The sequence below is a fragment of the Desulfovibrio sp. SGI.169 genome (assembly GCF_050313595.1).
In the GTDB taxonomy this organism is placed as follows: domain Bacteria; phylum Desulfobacterota; class Desulfovibrionia; order Desulfovibrionales; family Desulfovibrionaceae; genus Desulfovibrio.
On record NZ_JBNPLS010000028.1, the window covers coordinates 1 to 17,529 of the forward strand.

A 17,529-nucleotide genomic window follows, 5' to 3' on the forward strand; every position below is an offset into this window, starting at 1 on the left:
TAAATTTTTTACAGGAAGGCGGGTTTAGTCGGGGGTTGGGGTGGAAAGAGTTAAATATATCATTTTAGTATATTATTGATTTGAGTATGTGAGGGGATAGAAGCGAAACTTTATGAACAATCTACGGAAGCTCGATGCGGAGCTTCGCGACAACCCAGAGGAGCAGATGAAGCAGGCGAAAACTTTATGGTAGATAAGGATGCGTCCGAGGCTCTGGAACAGCACATTCAAGAGGTCAAGGCCGAACAGCAACACCTGGCGGACGCTGGCAGCGTCTATGACGCCCAGGTCAAAGATTTTATGCAGGCGAAATCCGAACAGGCAGATCGCCTTGTGACAAATCTGGAAAACAGAATTGCCTCCCAAAGCAAAAAGCTCCAGGATGTGACCACGGCAAAGCCCAATGCCATCAGCGCACTCTGGCGTGGCAACCAGTGGCGGGAGCAATATGGCCGGGAGCAGCGGCGCATGCATGAGTTGGAGGTTCGCCTGTCTCGCGTCAAAATGCTGCAAGCATCCACGCGTCGGCTTGAGCGGATGGCTGAAGCGAAATTACGGCGGGAACAGAAAGAACTGACGGCCAGGCGTGATGCACAATTGCACGAAGAACGCGAACGCCTGTTCAAGGAAAAAACTCTGAATATAAGCCAGGACAAGACCCGGCAGAGGCCGGGCCGGGGACGTTCTTTACGCAGAGAGCAGTAAAGGAGCAGCCCCGCTGGAAGATTTTGGCGGGGCTGCTTTTTCAGAGCCAGATCAGCAATCCTGTCATGGCCAGAAAGCTGGCGGCGATCATATTGGCCACGGCTATGCGCCATGTATTCTTTTCAAACGATTTTAGCGGAGTAAGATTTTTTTCAAGAGTTTTTTCAATAGACTCGCAAAAAAGGCGAGTCCGCTCATCAAACTGTTCACCGGACAGGTTCCGCGCCTTGTCAAGCGCCTGAACTATGATCCTGCCAGCTCTCTCTTTTGACTCCTTATCCCATTTTGCGGCTTCAAGTTCCAATGCTGAAGAGAAATTTTCAAGAACAGCGTTCTGCTCCAGCTTCAGATCATCAAGAAATTTTTCCAGGAATGTATACACCAGGGGAGTGATTAACTTGGCACTAGCATAAAGGAAGGGGTTTCTCCCGCGTGGCCGCGTGGTGCGCGGGTTTTGAGTGCGCCGAGGCAAAAGACAAAAACGCGCTAAAAATCAGTTTTGCGGCTGATTTTTAGCGCGTTTTTGTTGTCTTGTTGGCACTAAATTGGATATTCTCTGCCGCACCAGATAACTTGCCCGATAACCCGGAAGGCGTCCTCCTGCTGATCCCGCACATCAAGCTCTACCGGCGCGTATTCAGGATTGACGCTCTTAAGAATGATTTTGCCCGGAAGCCTGTCTATGCGCTTGCAGTAGATTGCCTCGTCAAAACCAACCGCAAATATCCGGCCCGCTTTGATTTCTGTCTTGCTCTGATCCAAAAGGACAACATCATTGTCCATAATTTCCGGTTGCATGCTGTCGCCCTCGACACGCATCATCACCATGTTTTTAGGATTTCCCTTGCGATGCAGGAAATCGGCACGGAAAGCATAGCTGCGCTCAATATCTCCATTAACCTGTAAGCTTCCTTGTCCCGCTGACAATCGGGCCTCTACCATTGGAATCATAATCAAATCCACGTCACAGCTTGATGCCTGGGAGGTTTGGGGATTCTTTCCCCAAAAAAGCCAGTCTGTTGTTACTCCGAATTGTAAAGCCGCTTTTGGAATCCAAGCCGGTGGAACTGTTTTCCTTGACCGCGCATCCGCTATGGACTGCTTAGACAAGCCTAGCTTGACGGCAAGTTCCTGGTCTGACGTTGCTCCCGATGCCGTTTTCAGGCGTTCAAATATTTCTAAATATGTTGCATCTTCCATAGGTTAACCTGCAACTCGGAACGCAGTCCGTGTGCTTTTCGCTTTCCCTTTTTATTTCAGCACATTAAGAAGAAATTAGAAAATCCTAACATGCAACCAGAAAATCTTCTTGACTTGACAAGAAAATCAGGTCAAAAAGAAAGGGCAACGGTTATTTTTCCGGTCGGCAATCAAACTAACGGCCAGACAAGGAAAGGTCAACGTCCAGAGGTCCTTGTTTTTTGGACAGCAAAGGAAATCTTATGCGCCAGGCTTCTCTCTTTGACTTCAGCGCCAACCTTGCAAGCGTGCTGCCAGCCGTCAAGGCGGCCATGCGCATGGTTGCAGGAGCGCCGGAGGGAGAGGGGCGCAAGAGCCTGCCGGACAAGATCAACGCGGTGGCAAGCTCCAGCGGTGTGCGTTTGACAGCGGGAAATACCCGAATGGTCAGCAAGGACACTCTGGACAAATGGTTGTCGCCCTCAGATGGCAGCCATCCCCCATCGATCCTTGCCGTGCTGGCGTTTTGCGCGGCGACTGGGGATCACGCTCCGCTCCGCGCCATGCTCCGATGTGTGGGACTGGACGTGATGACGCCCGACGAGCGCAAGCTCTGTGAGTACGGGCGCACGCTGCTTGAGCAAAAAAAGGTGAAAAGGCGGCTCCGCAAGCTGGAGGAAGAACTGTGAAGCTGACATTTGCACAACGGATGGCCCTGGGGGCGAAACGTGCGAAGTATCGCCGTCGCTTGCAGGAGGTGCTTGATAATCAGGGACTCACTGGCGTTGCACTGGCCGGCATGTTGGGCATCTCAAGCGAAGCTGTGTACCGCACGCTCTCCGGCAAAATCCATAGCCCCAAGGTGTTGGATTGGCTGCGTGAACATGGGGCGACGGAAGACCATCTCTGTGATCCCCGTCGGGCGGGTGAGTAAGGCGGAATACTATGCAGATGGCAGATGCCTATAGCACGAGGGAAATTATCACTCTCCTCGGTATTAGCCGACAGGCCATAGACAAGCGCGCGAAGCGTGAAGCCTGGAAATCGGTCCCCAGGCTTGGACGTGGTGGCGGCTATCTCTGGCAGGTCGCCAGCATGCCGCCGTCGACCCGTGACGCCATAGCATCGGCCCTGCTGCGTGAAACCCAGACCGCGAGTTGCGCCGCTGTTGGCACTGCCCCTGTCGCGGTGCGCCCGGCTGACACGGCGCCTGCGGTCTCTTGCCCCACCGCTTGCTCTTGCGCCGTAGCCGCGCACAGCCCGGAATGGTTCCGCGCCACGGCCCGTGAGCGTGAAATTGCCTCCGCACGACTGGCCTTTGTGCGCGAGATCGAGCGCCTGTCAGTCGTTGTGAAGAAAGAAGGCGCCATCAGGCATCTGGTGGAAGCGTCGCGGACCCGGTCCCTGTCTCCCGTCCTGCTCGACCTGATAACCACGGCAACGGCCTGCCGCCGGGGCGGCGCGCTCTCGCGCCGGAGCCTGTACCGCTGGGCATCGGACTACGCGGCCGGCGGAGAGGTGGCACTGTTGCCCACCATGAGCCGGACAATGCCCCTCCCCGCCTGGATGCAGGAGTTCCTGGCCCACTACCAGAAACCGCAGCATCCGCCGGTTTCGCAGGCGTATGACGATTTTGCGGCAGCCCTGCGCCGGCGCGGCGAAACGCCGCCTTCAGTCTATGCAGTGCGCCGCGCGCTTGCCAAGATGAGCACCCCGGCAAAGGAAGCCGGGCGCGCCACGGGCAATGCGTTGCTCAAGCTGCGGCCCCACCGGCGGCGCGACACGTCCGAACTGTGGCCCGGCGACGTGTACACGGCGGACGGCACCACCTTTGACGCCGAAGTCCTGCATCCGCTCCACGGACAGCCGTTCAAGCCGGAACTCACGGCCATCATCGACGTGGCGACGCGCCGTTGCGTGGGCATCTCCATTGCCCTGGCCGAGAGCAAGCTGACCGTGCTGGACGCCCTGCGCATGGCCTGCATGTGGGCGGGCATCCCGGCCATGTTCTACAGCGACAACGGCCCCGGCTACTCCAACAACCTGATGCTCGATGACCGCACCGGCATGCTCCAGCGCCTGGGCATCACGCCCTGCCATGCCATCCCAGGGCGTCCGCAGGGCAAGGGACTCATGGAGCGGGCGGTCAAGACGCTGTGGGTGCGCGCCGCCCAGGGGCTGGAAAGCTACACCGGCGCCCTCATGGACCCGGATGCGGCGCATGCCAACTACAGGCGCAGCCGCAAGGCGCTCAGGAACGGGAGGCGGGCCGTGCTGCCCACATGGAAAGAGGCGAAAAAACATATCCTCGCGCGGGTGGAGGAATACAACGCCACGCCGCACCGTGGCCTCCGCGCTACCGCGATGCCGAGGGTCGGTATGTCCACTTCAGCCCCAATGAATACTGGGCCTCCTTCGAGGCGCGCGGCTTTGAGCCGGTGCGCGTGCCGGAAGGCATGGGCGCGGAACTGTTCATGCCGGGCGAGCGGCGCGTGGCGCGGAACGCCTGGGTGGAAGTGTTCGGCGGCCGTTACTATGGCGCGGAACTGGCCGACTACCACGGCGAGGCCGTGGAAGTCCGCTATGACATTTGGGACAGTTCCCGCGTCTGGTGCTGGACCCTGGACGGCCGCCGCATTTGCGAGGCCGCGCTGGAGGGCAATACACAGCCCTACTTTGCGCCAAGCCGGGTGCAGGCCGCGCGGGACAAGCGCGCGAGGGCGCAGGTCGCACGGCTTGACGCCCGGCTCCAGCGCGTGGCTCCCGGCGCGGAGATCCGCCTGCCGGGGGACGACCGCCCCGCGCTGGCGGACAGCCTCCAGCCCGCGCCACAGCCCGCCGCCATTGAAATTGAGATCCCCACGCCTGCGGAGCCGGAGCCGGCAGCGCGGCCGCTCTTTGGCTGCACCTATGACCGCTATTGCTGGCTCATGGAGCATGCCGACCAGCAGACGGCGGCCGACGCGGCGTGGCTCGTGACCTACCGGCAGGGGGAAGAATACGCCGATATGCGCGAGCTCCTGGAAGTCAAGGGCATCGCATAACAAAGGAGAGTGCCATGCGTCAGGGATTTGTGAAAACCGAGAACTACGCCCGCTTTATCGCCGGGGTCAAGGCGGTGGAAGAGCGCGGCGCGGCTGAAGCGGGCATGATGCTCGTCCACGGGCAGCCGGGCCTGGGCAAGAGCCACATCGTCTATCGCTGGGCGGAGGAGGCCGGGGCGGTCTTTTTGCGCGCCAATGTGGACTGGACGCCGAAGTATTTCCTCGTCGAACTGTCCAAGGCCCTCAATCTGGACACGCGCGGCACCGCGCAAGCGCTGTTCGAGCGCTGCCTGCGGGTGCTCATTGAACGCCAGTGCCCCATCATCATCGACGAGGCCGAGTTCACCCTGGCCGACCGCGCCGCCGTGCTGGAAAAGATCCGCGACTTCAGCGACCGCGCCGAGGTGACGGTGGTGCTCATCGGCATGGAGCAGATCCAGCGCAACATCAGCCGCTACAAGCAGATAAGCAGCCGTATCGCGCAGGTGGTGGAGTTCGGCCCGGCAACGGCGTCGGACGTGGCCCTGGCCTGCGCCAAGCTCTGCGAGTTTGCGCTCACTCCCGCGCTGGCGGCGGAAGTCCTGCGGCTCTCGGCCGGGCGCATGCGCGAAGTGCTCAACATCCTGGCGCGCATCGAACGTCTTGCCCGCGCCAACGGTCTGGCGGGCACGCTGGACGTGCCGCACTTCGCGGGTCTGGAACTGGCCCACGACTGGCAAAGCCGGACAGCCAAGACCGTGCGTCCGGCAAAGGCGGCGGCGTAGTCATGGCCGTCCTTGCCGAGCGTATCCTGCTCCATCTCGCGGAGCATGGCCCCTGCTTTACGCGACAACTGGCCTCGTGCCTGGGGGCCAGCAGCAAAGGGGTCGTGTACGCATGCCGCTGCTTGCGCCGTCACGGCCTGCTGCACAGCGAAGACAGCCTCCACGGGCTGACGGCCGCAGGCATGCAGACCGCAAGGGCTGGCGGCTGGGTCCCCTGCCAGAGGGTGGGACGGGCCGCCACCAGTGACGGCCGCACCTTGCGGCAACGCGCCTGGGCCGTCCTGCGCATGGCCGACCATACCACCGTGCCGGACATCCTGCGCGTGGTCTGCGATGGCGACGAGCAGGGCGCGGAGGAGAACCTGCGCAATTACTGCCGCGCGCTCCACCTTGCGGGCATCCTGGGCAAGACGCGGCGCACGGGCGCGTATTTTTTGCGGCGTGAGGCTGATACGGGCGCCAACGCCCCGGCCTACAACCGCGCCCGCAAGACGGTGACGGACCGTAACACGGGCCGCACCGTCTCCATAGCGGAGGGTGGCCATGCGTAGAGAGTGCGCGGCCGTGCTTGAGGCGGCCATTGCGGCGTCCAGCGTCACGGCCGTGGCCCGCCGCCTGGGAGTGGCGCGCAGCTCGCTCTCCCTGCTCCGCAACGGCCACTATCCCGGAAGCACCGCGCGCATGGAGCGGCGCATCGTGGACATCCTGGGCGCGGCCTGCCCGGTCTATGGCGGTCCCCGCACGGCGGAGTCCTGCGAGCGTCGCCGCGCCGAACCCATGCCGACATCAAGTCCCTATGCGCTCCGCCGCTGGCGGGAGTGCCAACAGTGCCAACAGTACCGCGAAAAGGAGCAGCCGTTATGAGTGTCAGTGCCGACATCGTGTCGTGCGCGTCCGCCCTGGGCGCGCTGGCCGGGCAGGTGTCCGAGGATCAGTGGGCGCTGGTGCGCATCATCCGCGCCAACTTGTGCGCCTCCGCCGAACTTGTGGAGACGATGGAATCCAGCCTGCTGGTGCCGGACGCGCCCCGGCAGGCCGCAGCCGAAACTTGCAGCCACTAGGAGGGCGACATGAGCCAGATGCAGAGCAATCCGTTTGAAGATCCGAGCCAGTACCGCAAGGACAGCCGGGGCGCCTATGTGCCCGTTGAGGCCATCCGCGAGATAGACCTCGCCCGCGATGATCTTGTCCGCGAAAAGGCCGCCAAGATCGAGCGCATGCAGGGGCAGCTCCGCGCCCTGCGCGACGAACTCATGGGCGATATTGCCGCGTTCGTGGAACTCTCCGCCGAACGCTACGGCGCCAGACTGGGCGGCGACAAGGGCAACATCACCCTCATGAGCTTTGACGGCGAGTGGAAGCTCAAGCGCCAGACCTCGGAGAATATCGGCTTTGACGAGGGCCTGCGGGCCGCCAAGGCGCTCATCGACGAGTGCCTGGAAGAGTGGAGCCGCGACAGCCCCTCGGCCCTCCGCGCCATCGTGGAACAGGCGTTCAACGTCAACAAGGAAGGCCGCATCAATACCAACGCCATCTTGAGCCTGCGGCGCCACAACATTGAGGACGAACGGTGGCAGCGCGCCATGCGGGCCATCAGCGACAGCCTCACCGTGCAGGACAGCAAAGCCTATGTGCGCCTCTACAAGCGCGCCCGGGACGGCAGATACATCGCCGTTCCGCTGGATATGTCGGCGCTGTGAGGCATTGAAGGGAGGCATGAATGACCACCAACGCATACCGCAAGGGCCTGATCGCCAGTGTGCATATCGCCGCCGTGGACATGGCGCTGGACGAGGCCACCTACCGGGAGATGCTGGCCGGCGTGACCGGGCATGACAGCGCCGGGGACTGCACCATCCCGCAGCTCAAGGCCGTGCTGGCGGAGTTCCGGGCGCGCGGCTGGACACCGCGCCCGCGCATGGCAAGGGAACTGCGGCCCCTGCACAGCAAGATCACCGCCCTGCTCGCCAGTCTGGGGCGCCCGCGCTCCTATGCGGAGGCCATCATCAGGCGCCAGACGCAAAACAGCGCATCACTTGGCACCGCAAGCCGCGCCCAGCTTACGGCCTGCGTGGCCGCTCTCACACGTCAACAGCGCCGGGAGGCGCCGCAGGAGGGATGATATGCCGACCGCAGCAGAGTATTTTGACGCCATGCGCGCCGGGGAGGTCTGCACCGGCAGCCTCAGGACGCTGGATTTCGGACTGCTCCCGCCATCGGCGCAGGAGCTTGCCCGCACCATCGGCATCACGGCCACCGTGGCCCTGGTGGAATCTTTCGGCGGCCTGACGCTCCGTATCCCGCACGGAGCAACTGTCCGGGGCCGCGCGCTGATCGAGGACATAGCCCGCAATATCGGGCAGGCTGCCGCCGATGCGCTGGTACACCGCTACGCGGGCACGGCGCTCACGGTACCGAGCTGCAAGCTGGCGCTCCTCAAGGCGCGGGACGCGGCCCTGTTCGAGGATCGGCGCGCGCTCACCGCTGAAGGTCTTTCGGAGCGCGCCCTCGTGCAATGCCTTGCCCTGCGCTACCACCTGACCGAGCGCTATGTCTGGCGCCTGCTCAAACGTCCCATCCCAGCCATGCGACCGGCCCAGGAACAGTATAAGTTGCTTTAGGCAATGAAAAAGGCCGGGCGTTACCCGGCCTTTATTCTAAGGTGTCACTGCCATTTGTCTTTTTTCTCTGTTGCATGATGTCATCTCGCAAATCCAGAAAAAGAAGCCTAGAAGAACAAAAATTTCAGAAAGAGAACCTTCAATGCCTTCTATGGATTTGTCCATAGGTGAAATTCTCCCAATTTTCATTTTTCCCTCCTTTGTTATAGTTCCCTCCTAGTCTTAATGCCTAAAACATCAGCTTTACATCTATATAATTTTTTTGATTTTGTCAAGTTAAATTATGCCTGTCTATATCCACTCCCCGGCATCGGCTTGTAGCCAGTGCCAACCACCCCGCAAATTTTTCTTGACCCAAAAACATAAATGAGTATGAAATGAGTGAAACGGAGGTGACGTGGAAAAAAAGCGTGTCAATTTTGAAGTGACCGCGGAGCAGCACCGCCAGCTCAAGACGCGGGCGGCGCAGGAAGGGAAGACCATCAAGGAAATCGTCATGGACGCCTTGAAAAAAATCTTCCCCGATTGGGAAAAGGACAAATAAACAGCCGTGCCGGGTGCTGGCACACCCAAGCACGGCCTCACCTTAACTCCCTGAACTGGAGGGAATCATGGCTGATACAACAGTATCTCAACGCACGCCTATTGTCAAAGAAAACAACGGCATCCGCTTTGAATCCCTGAACGGCGTTCCCGCCGTCCTCTCCACCGAAGTTGCCCGCCACTTCCAGAAACGGCATACCCACATCCTGCGCGAAATCGACCGTTTGCGGTCTATCCTGCCGAAATCATTTACTGCGCCCAATTTTGGGCTGAGTGAATATCAGGACAGTACGGGCCGCTCTGTCCGCGCCTTCCTCCTCACCCGCGATGCCCTCTCGCTCCTCGTCATGGGCATGACGGGCAAGGCGGCCGTCATGTGGAAGCTCCGCTACATCGAGGCGTTCAACGAGATGGAGGCAGCCCTGCGGGAAGGCCCGCAGCAGCAGGTGCAGGCTCTTGCCCGCAGCCTCTACACCCTCACCCCGGCCCGGAAGCGCCGTCTGCGCTCCGCCGTGCGCTTCCGCAAGCTGGGCCTGGGTATCCACGCCATCGCCAAGCTGCTGGACAGTGACGCGCGGGAGATTTCCCGCCTGCTCAAGGCCGCGACGGTTCTGGGCTTCCTCACTCCGGCTACGCGGGAGGTGAACCATGCCTGACATGGATCTCCACCCCGCCGACCTGCTCGCCCGCGCCGCCGCCCGCATTCGCTGGCAGCAGCGCCTGCTCTGCGGCCTGCCCGTGGACGGGCAACTGGACGTGGCCGCCCAGGAGGCCCAGGGTCTCTACCACACGCTGGAAGACATCTTTGAGGACGTTACCGCCGCCATTCGCGGACTGGAGGAGGAACAGAAAGCCTGAAAACTCCGGGGCGGCGCAAGGTTCGATGCGCTGCAAGGGAGGCGAACTTTTCTTGAGGGAGTGTACTCTGCGGTACTCGACCGAGAGAAAAAGCGAAGCCTGACGCGGCAGCGCGCGAAAGCGGTAGCCGTTGCGACGCAGGAAGCTACGGATGGAGACAGCAATTGGCTACCGCGACATCCAGTCAACGGAACCGCTGTCGCTATCCGTAAGCAGGCAGAGCCTGCTAACGGCTACCGCTAACTCCCCGGCGCTGTACCCCGCCAGCCTTTTTTATGCCCGTGCCGCCACTACAGTGGCGGTGCGGGCGCTGCTTTTGCGGCGCCGGGAGGAGAGATGCAAGGCAATATCCATCTGGCGGAGATAGAGGCGTTCCTGCGCGGCCCGTATTGCGAGGGGCCGCAGCAGTTGCGCGGCTATATCCCGTGCAAGCTCACCACGGGCGGCACGGCCAACTACAGGGGCGGCCCGGACCCGGAGCTCCATGTGCCCATGGGGCAAAGCGGCGTGACCATCGCCACCGGCGTGGACCTGGGCCAGCAGGATGCGGTCACGCTCCTGCGCCTTGGCCTGGATGCGGGCAGCGTCAACCAGTTGCGCCCCTACCTTGGCCGGCGCAAGGCCGCCGCCGTACAGGCGTTGCACCGCCTGCCGCTCGTCATCAGCCGCGAGTTTGCGGATGCCCTGGACCACTGCATCATGGGCCACCACGCGGACATCATCTCCCGGCGCTATGACCGGGATGCCGGGAACGGCGCCTATGTCGCCCTGCCGCCGCAGGCGCAGGCGGTCATCTTTTCGGCCTGTTATCAGTACGGCCTGGGCTTCGCGGGCAAATATCCCGATGTCTGGCGCGCCCTGGCCGGCGCGGAGTGGAGCGCGGCCTCGCGCATGCTCCGCGAACGGCGCCGCTGGGGAGACTATGCCAACCGCCGCGCACGCGAGGGCGCGTTGCTGGCGCAACTGGTGCGGCCATGAGCCGGGGGCTGTACTACGCCCTGGGCGCGCTGGCCTGCGTGTCCCTGCTGCTCAACGCGGCCCAGTGGCAGGACCGCCGGGCCAAACTGGACGAGATAACGCGCCTCAGGGCCGAGGCGTTGACGGCAACCATTGCCCGCGACGCGGACGAGTGCGCCCGCACCCTGCGGGACGGATTGCAGGGAGCCATTGACCATGACCTCGATGCAAAGATGCGCGCGCTTTCGCACCTGGCGCAGGAGAGCGGGCAGCTTGATGACGCTGGCTTTTTGCGCCGCCTGCGCGGCATGCTCGCCGGCGCCGCGCCCGGTGGCGCTGATGCCGCCGGAGAGCCTGCTGGCGCGGTGCCCGACACCGCCAACGCCGCCGGAACTCATGGCCGCCAATGACCTGCGCGCCTACGCGCTGGCGGCCACGCGCCACATGGTGTCGCTCAACGCCGCGCTTGACGGCTGCAACGCCGACAAGGCCGCCCTGCGCGCATGGTACGCCCGGATGGCGGCCCGCATGACGGAGGCCGCCAATGACTGACCCGCGTTGGGGCGAGGCGTTTTCCACGGCCTTTGCCCAGCTCACGGCCCTCTGGCCGGACAAGGTGGCCATAGGCGCCGCAGTCTCCGGGCTGTGCGCGCTCATGGAGACGGATGTCGCCCTGGCGTATATCTGCTTCGGCGCGCTCACGGCCGACATGACCGCGCGCGTGGCCGTGTGCTGCAAGCGCAACCGCCCCCTCTGCCGTGGCCTCAAGCGGGCCTTGCCGCGCTATGTCTGCTACCTGGTGTTCATCGTCATGGCCTGGGCGGCGCAGGTGGCGTTCCAGCGCGGCCTGCATGTGGGGCTGCCCATTGTGGACATCATGCTGGCGTATCTGATCCTCACCGACATGGCCAGCATCATCGGCCACCTGCACTACCTGGGCGTGCCGGTGCCCCCGGTGCTCAAGTGGCTGGTTTTCGGCGGCCGGGAACAACTCAAGCGCAAGGCGCGCGAGGCAGCCGGCAGGGAGCGGCGCTGATGGCCCATACCGTACAATTCCGGGCAGCGGCCCGTGCCGCCTACATCTTCGACAACCTGCCCCTGACGCAGATTTCCGCCGCGCACGGCATCCCGGTGGCCACGCTCCGCTCCTGGAAGCGCAAGGCCGCCGAACAGGGCGATGACTGGGACAGGCTGCGCGCGGCCAACGTGCTGGCCGGTGAGGGCATGGAGGCCGTGGCCCGCCAGACCCTGAGCGAGTATGTGCTCCAGCACAAGGCGCTCATGGCCGAGATTATCACGGCCCAGGACATGACCGCCACGCAAAAGACAACGGCCCTGGCCTCGCTGGCGGACAGCTTCAACAAGATGGTGGCGGCCTCGCGCCGGGTCTTGCCGGAGAGCAACGAACTGGCGACGGCCCTGCGCGTCATCCAGCTTTTGACCGAGTTTGTCCGGCAGCGCTTCCCGCAGCACGCTCCGGCCCTGCTGGAAGTGCTGGAGCCGTTCGCGGACGAGGTGGCCGAGCGGCTGGGGGGCAACCGTGGCTAGCGCCCGCAGGCTCTCGGCGGACAACTTCCGCGCGGAACTCGCCGCGCTCACGCTGTCCCTGCGCCGCAGCATCGAGGCCGACTGCGCGGCGTTCCCCGTGGACGCCGCCGCCAGCGCGGCGCGGGCGGAGCGGGCACAGGGCGACTTTCCCTTTTTCCGCCGGACGTATTTCCCGCACTACACGCGGCGCAAGGACGGGACGCCCACGGGCGACAGCCTCCTGCACCAGTGGCTTGACGTGGCCCTGCCCGCTGCGGTCAACGCGGCCGCGGGCGTCAAGCTGGCCTGCGCTGCCCCGCGCGGCGAGGCCAAGACCACCTTTGTGGATGTGTTTTTCCTGCTCTGGTGCGTGGTCACGGGGCGCAAGCGCTACATCCTGATCATCGCCGACGCTCTGGAACAGGCGGCCTCGTTCCTGGAGGCGGTCAAGGTGGAGCTGGAGAGCAACCCGCGCCTCATGGCCGATTTCGGCGCCCACTGCGGCGTGGGCCGCGTGTGGAACGTGGGCGCCATCATCACCGCGCAAAATGTCAAGATACAGGCGTTCGGCGCGGGCAAGCGCATGCGCGGCCTGCGGCACGGGCCGCACCGCCCGGACCTCGCCCTGCTGGACGACCTTGAAAATGACGAGAACGTCCGCTCCCCGGAGCAGCGCGACAAGCTGGAAAGCTGGCTTTTGCGCACGGTCCTCTCCCTCGGCCCGGCCGATGACAGCATGGACGTGGTCTATATCGGCACCATCCTGCACTATGACAGCGTGCTTGCCCGCACGCTGAAAAAGCCGCAATGGCGGGGCCGGATCTTCCGCGCCGTGGAACGCATGCCCGAACGCATGGATCTGTGGGACGCATGGGAGCGTATCTACAAGACGCCGCCGGACGGGCCGGAGGCCGCGCGGGCCTACTATGAGGAGCGACGCGCCGAGATGGAAAGGGGCGCGGTGGTCTCGTGGCCCACGTTCCGGCCGCTGTACACGCTCATGTGCAAGCGGGCGGAAGACCGCGCCGCCTTTGACAGCGAACAGCAGAACGATCCCCTGGTGGGCGACGCCGCCCCCTTTGCGGAGGTGCTTGTGTACTGGCACGAGCTGCCGTCCGGCCTGCTGCCGTTCGCCGCCTGTGATCCGTCCCTGGGCAAGGCCGGGGCCGGGCGTGACCCCTCGGCCCTGCTGGTGGGCGGCCTGCACCGCGAGACCCTGCGCCTCTTTGTGCTTGAGGCGTCTATCCGCAAGCGCCACCCCGACCGCATCATCCAGGACATGATCGCCTTGCAGCGCCGTTACGCCTGCCTCTCCTGGGCCGTGGAAACGGTGCAGTTTCAGGAGTTCTTCGCGGACGTGCTCGTCCGCGAGGCCGCGCGCCAGGGCATCCCCATGCCCGTCTGGCCGGTGAAGAACCATGCGGACAAAACGCTGCGCATCGAGAGCCTGCACCCCTATTTCGCCCAGGGCCGCATCCTGCTCGCGCCGGAACAGCATACCCTGCTCGACCAGTTGCGCCATTTTCCCCTGGCCGACCATGACGACGGCCCGGACGCGCTGGAAATGCTCTGGCGCGTGGCCACACAGGGCTATGTGAGCCTGGCGGACGCCTTTGTGCGCGTGCCCCGCCGTGCCGGCCTGTTTGGCGCGCTGCTTGGCATTGATGATACCCAGCCCGATGACGACGATACCGGCCCGGCCACGGGCAAAGGATGGATCTGATGCGCGCGCTTCGTCGCCCAACACGCCGGCCCCTCGCCGCGCCCCCGCGCGACCGGCAGCAGAGCCGGGATTCCGGCATGGAGACCGGGCTGCTCTACCTTGAGCAACTGCCCGACCTGACCCACGGCCTCACGCCCAACAGGCTGCGCCGTATCCTGCGCGACGCGGACGCCGGGGCCATCAGCGAGCAGCATGCCCTGTTTGCCGACATGGAAGAGCGCTGCGATCACCTGGCGGCGGAAATGGGCAAACGCAAGCGCGGGCTGCTGACGCTGGAGTGGGACATCCTGCCGGCCGTCAAGGATGACGCCAGGGCGCACGACGCCGCCAGGCAGGTGCGCGCCATGGTGGACGCGCTGCCCTCCGTGGACGACATCATCCTGGACATGGCCGATGCCATCGGCCACGGCTTTGCGGCGCTGGAAATAGCGTGGGACTACTCCGACGGCTGGCATGTCCCCAAGGCCCTGACCTTCCGGCCGCAAAGCTGGTTCGTCTGCCCGTGGCGCGACCGCAATGTCCTGCACCTGCGCGACGGCAGCGCCGAGGGCGCCGAACTCTGGCCCTGCGGCTGGATAGTGCACACGCACAAGTCCCGGTCCGGCTGGCTCCCCCGCGCGGGGCTGTTCCGCGTGCTGGCGTGGACCTACCTCATCCGGGCCTACGCCGCCTCAAGCGAGGTGCAATACGTCCAGATCCACGGGCTGCCCCTGCGGCTGGGCAAGTACCCGCCCGGAAGCACCGAGGCCGACAAGACGGCCCTGCTCAACGCCCTGCGCTGCCTTGGGCAGGACGCGGCGGGCATCATCCCCGTGGGCATGGAAGTCCTGTTCGAGAGTCCCAGCGCCGCCACGCGCGACATTCCCGGCGAGCTGGTGAGCCGCTGCGAGCAGGGCATGAGCAAGGCCATCCTGGGCGGCACCCTCACCAGCCAGGCGGACGGCAAGACAAGCACCAACGCCCTTGGCCGCGTCCACGAGGAGGTGCGCCGCGACATCCTGACCTCGGACGCGCGCCAGATAGCCGCCACGCTGACCGCGCAGCTCCTCCGGCCCCTGGCCCTGCTCAATCTGGGGCTGACCGACAGGCGGCTCCTGCCCTGGTGGCAGTTTGACACGCAGGACGCGGCGGACCTTGGGCTCTATGCGGATGCCCTGCCCAGGCTGGCGCCATACATGCGCATCAGCCGCCGCTATGTGCATGAGCGCCTCAAGCTGCCGGAGGCCGTTAATGATGACGACGTGTTCCGGGCCGTGCCGGACGGCGACGACGCCCCGGCCGCTGCGGGAGACGGGGACGGCGCCGGAGCGTCCCCTGGGCGGGAGGCCGCAACGACGCGCGCCGCCGCGCGGCCCGGCGGAGGCGAAGGCTCTTCCAAGCAGGACGCGGCGCAAAACGCGCTGGACCGCGCGGACGCGGACGCGGCTCTCACCGCCGCCGGGGAATCCCTCCTGGCTCCGCTCATGGCCGAGCTGGAAGCCGGGCTTGCGCCCGAAGAGTTGCAAGCGCGCCTGGGGGAACTCTATCCGCAGATGGACGATGCCCAACTTGCGGAGATACTTGCCCGCGCCATGTTCGTGGCCGAGGTGTGGGGCCGTATCCATGCCCGATAGCCCCGGTGCCCGTTCGGGCGTTGACCTTTCCGTGGTCATGGGCCTGCCTCCGCGCGAGGCCATCCACTATTTTGAGAGCAAGGGTCTCAAGATCTCGTTTCGGTGGCAGGATGTCTGGCGGGAGGCCCACGCCCGCAGCTTTACTGTCGCGGGTGTCACCCGCCAGGATCTGCTTGCCGACATCCGCCGGGCCACGGCGGACGCCATTGCCGAGGGACGGACCGCCGCAGAGTTCCGCGCGGCGCTTGAGGGTACCCTCAAGCGCAAGGGCTGGTGGGGCAAGGGCGAAATCGTCGACCCGGACACCGGCGAGATGCGCACGGGGCAGCGCGGCAGTCCCGCGCGCCTCAACCTCATTTACCGCCAGAACATGCAGGGCGCCTATAATGCCGGGCGCTACCGGCAGCAGCGGGAGTTCGCCCGCGCCGCGCCCTACTGGCGCTATGTGGCGGTCTTGGACGCGCGCACGCGGCCAAGCCACAAGGCCATGCACGGGCGCGTCTATCACTGTGACGACCCCATTTGGGGCACGCTTTACCCTCCCAATGGCTGGAATTGCCGCTGCCGTGTGGAGACGCTCTCCGAACGGGCGTTCCGTCGGGGCGGGCATACGCTTGAAAGCGGTCACGGGCGGGAGGTCGGGAAAACCGTGCCCATCCGCAATTCCCAGACGGGCCGGGTGGAAGAACGGACAATCAAAGGGTATAAGGTGGGGGACGGGAATGTCTTTTTCCCCGACGCGGGATTCGACTGCAATCCCGGCCAGGAATTTCTGCGGGATCTCAAGGCCGATATGCCGGAACCACCCCAACAGGATGCCACCAACTGGAAAGCCCTCGGACGTCCGCGCCTGCTTGATGTGCCGGCCGCAGACCGTCTGCCGGTGCCCCCGCTTCTCCCCAGAGCCAAAACCCGCGAGGAGGCGGAGGAAACCCTGGCGAACGCTCTTGGCTTTCGCGGCTCCCAGCGGTTGTTGACCGTCATGACGCCACTTGGCAAGCGTACCATCTGGCGGGACAAACTGGCGCATATGGTAGGCAAGGATACGGACGCCAGGGAACGCTATGCCAACTATGTGCTGCCCACGTTACGGCAGCCCTATGAAGTCTGGCTGAAACAGCATGAGGACGGCAGGCTGCGGGAGAACTACATCGGGCTTTTTCGTGCCGGGAAATATGCGTTTCTGGCGGTGATCCGCGTCAACAGGGATGGTTCGCTGCTCTGGAATATCATGCAGCGGGAACCCAAAAAAATGGATGGAAGGCGGGAAGGCTGGCTCGTCTACAAAAAAGAGAGCTGATGGAGGTTGGACCCCTTGAAAACGATATATCCGGTATCGCCAAGGGCTTTCAGCCGTGCATCGCCCCGGTAGGCCCACGGTTTCGCGCTCGCATCAGCTCTTCCCGTTGAAAGGATAGGCATGATCACCATCAAAGTCAATCTGGACGCCCGCGAACTGGAAGGAACCCTCGCCCGTGTGGTGGATGCCATGCGCGACACCACGCCGCTCATGCAGGAGCTGGCGCAGGTCATGTCCGAGGCGAGCGACCGCGCCTTTGCAACGGAGACCGACCCCGTTACCGGGGCCAGGTGGGTGAGGCTCAATCCCGACTACCAGGCGCAGCTCACGCTTCATGGTTTTACCGGCACCATGCTCCAGCGCCACGGCCTGCTGAAAAACAGCCTGCGTGTGGAGGCCGGACATCTGTATGCGCGCATAGGAAGCAACCTGCGCTATGCGGCCATCCACCAGTTCGGCGGGACGACCCGCCCGCATTGGATACACCCCAGAGACAAGAAGGCGCTGGCCTTTCGGCGGCATGGCAGACAGTACATACGCGGCAAGGTGTTCCACCCCGGCAGCGAGATCCCCCGGCGCCGTTTTTTGGGCGTGGGCGCGCAGGATAAACAGGACATGAAAGAGGTCATTCTGGACTACCTGCGAGAGGCATTCAAGACCAAACGCTGAAAATCGCCCCTGCGCCGCGTTTTGCC

Annotated in this window: 25 protein-coding genes and 1 pseudogene; 24 read left to right on the forward strand and 2 right to left on the reverse strand. The window is 63.9% G+C overall.

The genetic code is table 11. The features are described 5' to 3' along the window. Positions 1-186: 186 nt before the first annotated feature. Positions 187-705 (forward strand): hypothetical protein, encoded by a 519-nt coding sequence (locus ACQRA4_RS11485; RefSeq protein WP_427823216.1) that lies wholly within the window; start codon positions 187-189, stop codon positions 703-705. 40 nt (positions 706-745) lie between these two features. On the opposite strand, the gene ACQRA4_RS11490 is transcribed toward ACQRA4_RS11485, so the two are convergent. Together ACQRA4_RS11490 and ACQRA4_RS11495 are read right to left on the reverse strand one after the other, a co-directional pair. Next, positions 746-1,087: a hypothetical protein gene (locus ACQRA4_RS11490; protein ID WP_427823217.1), complete on the reverse strand. Its 342-nt coding sequence runs from the start codon at positions 1,085-1,087 to the stop codon at positions 746-748. A gap of 158 nt (positions 1,088-1,245) precedes the next feature. Further along, on the reverse strand, positions 1,246-1,905 hold the full coding sequence (locus tag ACQRA4_RS11495; protein ID WP_427823218.1) for a LexA family transcriptional regulator: 660 nt from the start codon (positions 1,903-1,905) through the stop codon (positions 1,246-1,248). A 242-nt stretch (positions 1,906-2,147) separates the two neighbouring features. Here ACQRA4_RS11495 and ACQRA4_RS11500 point away from each other — a divergent pair, with 242 nt between their 5' ends. From ACQRA4_RS11500 to ACQRA4_RS11610, 23 genes and pseudogenes are all read left to right on the forward strand, one after another. Beyond that, entirely contained in the window at positions 2,148-2,573 is a 426-nt protein-coding gene (locus ACQRA4_RS11500) for a hypothetical protein (protein WP_427823219.1), read from the forward strand. Continuing rightward, positions 2,570-2,818, forward strand: coding sequence for a hypothetical protein (locus ACQRA4_RS11505; protein ID WP_427823220.1), 249 nt, complete (start codon positions 2,570-2,572; stop codon positions 2,816-2,818). The genes ACQRA4_RS11500 and ACQRA4_RS11505 overlap by 4 nt, the downstream gene beginning before the upstream one ends. A gap of 17 nt (positions 2,819-2,835) precedes the next feature. Continuing rightward, positions 2,836-3,942 (forward strand): annotated as a pseudogene (locus ACQRA4_RS11510) (DNA-binding protein); the annotation flags it as partial. Positions 3,943-4,166: 224 nt separating this feature from the next. Next, entirely contained in the window at positions 4,167-4,928 is a 762-nt protein-coding gene (locus tag ACQRA4_RS11515; protein WP_427823221.1) for a Mu transposase C-terminal domain-containing protein, read from the forward strand. Positions 4,929-4,942: 14 nt separating this feature from the next. Next, on the forward strand, positions 4,943-5,692 hold the full coding sequence (locus ACQRA4_RS11520; protein ID WP_427823222.1) for an AAA family ATPase: 750 nt from the start codon (positions 4,943-4,945) through the stop codon (positions 5,690-5,692). Between the two features lie 104 nt (positions 5,693-5,796). Continuing rightward, positions 5,797-6,243, forward strand: a complete 447-nt coding sequence (locus ACQRA4_RS11525) for a hypothetical protein (RefSeq protein ID WP_427823223.1) — start codon at positions 5,797-5,799, stop codon at positions 6,241-6,243. Next, positions 6,236-6,556 (forward strand): hypothetical protein, encoded by a 321-nt coding sequence (locus ACQRA4_RS11530; protein WP_427823224.1) that lies wholly within the window; start codon positions 6,236-6,238, stop codon positions 6,554-6,556. Before ACQRA4_RS11525 ends, ACQRA4_RS11530 begins: the two co-directional genes overlap by 8 nt. Next, positions 6,553-6,753: a hypothetical protein gene (locus ACQRA4_RS11535; protein ID WP_427823225.1), complete on the forward strand. Its 201-nt coding sequence runs from the start codon at positions 6,553-6,555 to the stop codon at positions 6,751-6,753. The genes ACQRA4_RS11530 and ACQRA4_RS11535 overlap by 4 nt, the downstream gene beginning before the upstream one ends. Positions 6,754-6,762: 9 nt before the next feature. Continuing rightward, entirely contained in the window at positions 6,763-7,392 is a 630-nt protein-coding gene (locus ACQRA4_RS11540) for a DUF3164 family protein (RefSeq protein WP_427823226.1), read from the forward strand. 20 nt (positions 7,393-7,412) lie between these two features. After that, positions 7,413-7,814 carry a phage protein GemA/Gp16 family protein gene (locus ACQRA4_RS11545; RefSeq protein ID WP_427823227.1) on the forward strand — a complete coding sequence of 134 codons (402 nt, stop codon included), beginning with the start codon at positions 7,413-7,415 and terminating at the stop codon, positions 7,812-7,814. Position 7,815: 1 nt separating this feature from the next. After that, positions 7,816-8,313 (forward strand): Mor transcription activator family protein, encoded by a 498-nt coding sequence (locus tag ACQRA4_RS11550; RefSeq protein WP_427823228.1) that lies wholly within the window; start codon positions 7,816-7,818, stop codon positions 8,311-8,313. A gap of 397 nt (positions 8,314-8,710) precedes the next feature. After that, the gene (locus ACQRA4_RS11555) at positions 8,711-8,857 is read left to right on the forward strand and encodes a hypothetical protein (RefSeq protein WP_427823229.1); all 147 of its coding nucleotides are present in this window, start codon (positions 8,711-8,713) and stop codon (positions 8,855-8,857) included. Positions 8,858-8,924: 67 nt separating this feature from the next. Then, complete coding sequence (locus ACQRA4_RS11560; RefSeq protein WP_427823230.1) at positions 8,925-9,512, forward strand: Rha family transcriptional regulator; 588 nt, start codon at positions 8,925-8,927, stop codon at positions 9,510-9,512. Continuing rightward, positions 9,505-9,714 (forward strand): hypothetical protein, encoded by a 210-nt coding sequence (locus tag ACQRA4_RS11565; protein ID WP_427823231.1) that lies wholly within the window; start codon positions 9,505-9,507, stop codon positions 9,712-9,714. The genes ACQRA4_RS11560 and ACQRA4_RS11565 overlap by 8 nt, the downstream gene beginning before the upstream one ends. A gap of 336 nt (positions 9,715-10,050) precedes the next feature. After that, a complete protein-coding gene (locus ACQRA4_RS11570; protein ID WP_427823232.1) occupies positions 10,051-10,692 on the forward strand; it encodes a pesticin C-terminus-like muramidase in 642 nt (213 codons plus the stop codon). After that, positions 10,689-11,081 carry a hypothetical protein gene (locus ACQRA4_RS11575; protein ID WP_427823233.1) on the forward strand — a complete coding sequence of 131 codons (393 nt, stop codon included), beginning with the start codon at positions 10,689-10,691 and terminating at the stop codon, positions 11,079-11,081. The genes ACQRA4_RS11570 and ACQRA4_RS11575 overlap by 4 nt, the downstream gene beginning before the upstream one ends. Beyond that, the gene (lysC, locus tag ACQRA4_RS11580) at positions 11,011-11,223 is read left to right on the forward strand and encodes an Rz1-like lysis system protein LysC (protein WP_427823234.1); all 213 of its coding nucleotides are present in this window, start codon (positions 11,011-11,013) and stop codon (positions 11,221-11,223) included. Before ACQRA4_RS11575 ends, lysC begins: the two co-directional genes overlap by 71 nt. Then, positions 11,216-11,707 carry a phage holin family protein gene (locus ACQRA4_RS11585; protein WP_427823235.1) on the forward strand — a complete coding sequence of 164 codons (492 nt, stop codon included), beginning with the start codon at positions 11,216-11,218 and terminating at the stop codon, positions 11,705-11,707. Before lysC ends, ACQRA4_RS11585 begins: the two co-directional genes overlap by 8 nt. Then, the gene (locus tag ACQRA4_RS11590) at positions 11,707-12,219 is read left to right on the forward strand and encodes a DUF1804 family protein (RefSeq protein WP_427823236.1); all 513 of its coding nucleotides are present in this window, start codon (positions 11,707-11,709) and stop codon (positions 12,217-12,219) included. The genes ACQRA4_RS11585 and ACQRA4_RS11590 overlap by 1 nt, the downstream gene beginning before the upstream one ends. Continuing rightward, on the forward strand, positions 12,212-13,921 hold the full coding sequence (gene terL / locus ACQRA4_RS11595) for a phage terminase large subunit (RefSeq protein ID WP_427823237.1): 1,710 nt from the start codon (positions 12,212-12,214) through the stop codon (positions 13,919-13,921). The genes ACQRA4_RS11590 and terL overlap by 8 nt, the downstream gene beginning before the upstream one ends. Further along, positions 13,921-15,534: a DUF935 domain-containing protein gene (locus ACQRA4_RS11600; protein WP_427823238.1), complete on the forward strand. Its 1,614-nt coding sequence runs from the start codon at positions 13,921-13,923 to the stop codon at positions 15,532-15,534. Before terL ends, ACQRA4_RS11600 begins: the two co-directional genes overlap by 1 nt. Further along, a complete protein-coding gene (locus ACQRA4_RS11605; RefSeq protein WP_427823239.1) occupies positions 15,524-16,834 on the forward strand; it encodes a phage minor head protein in 1,311 nt (436 codons plus the stop codon). Before ACQRA4_RS11600 ends, ACQRA4_RS11605 begins: the two co-directional genes overlap by 11 nt. A 120-nt stretch (positions 16,835-16,954) precedes the next feature. Further along, positions 16,955-17,503, forward strand: a complete 549-nt coding sequence (locus ACQRA4_RS11610; RefSeq protein WP_427823240.1) for a phage virion morphogenesis protein — start codon at positions 16,955-16,957, stop codon at positions 17,501-17,503. Positions 17,504-17,529: the final 26 nt, after the last annotated feature.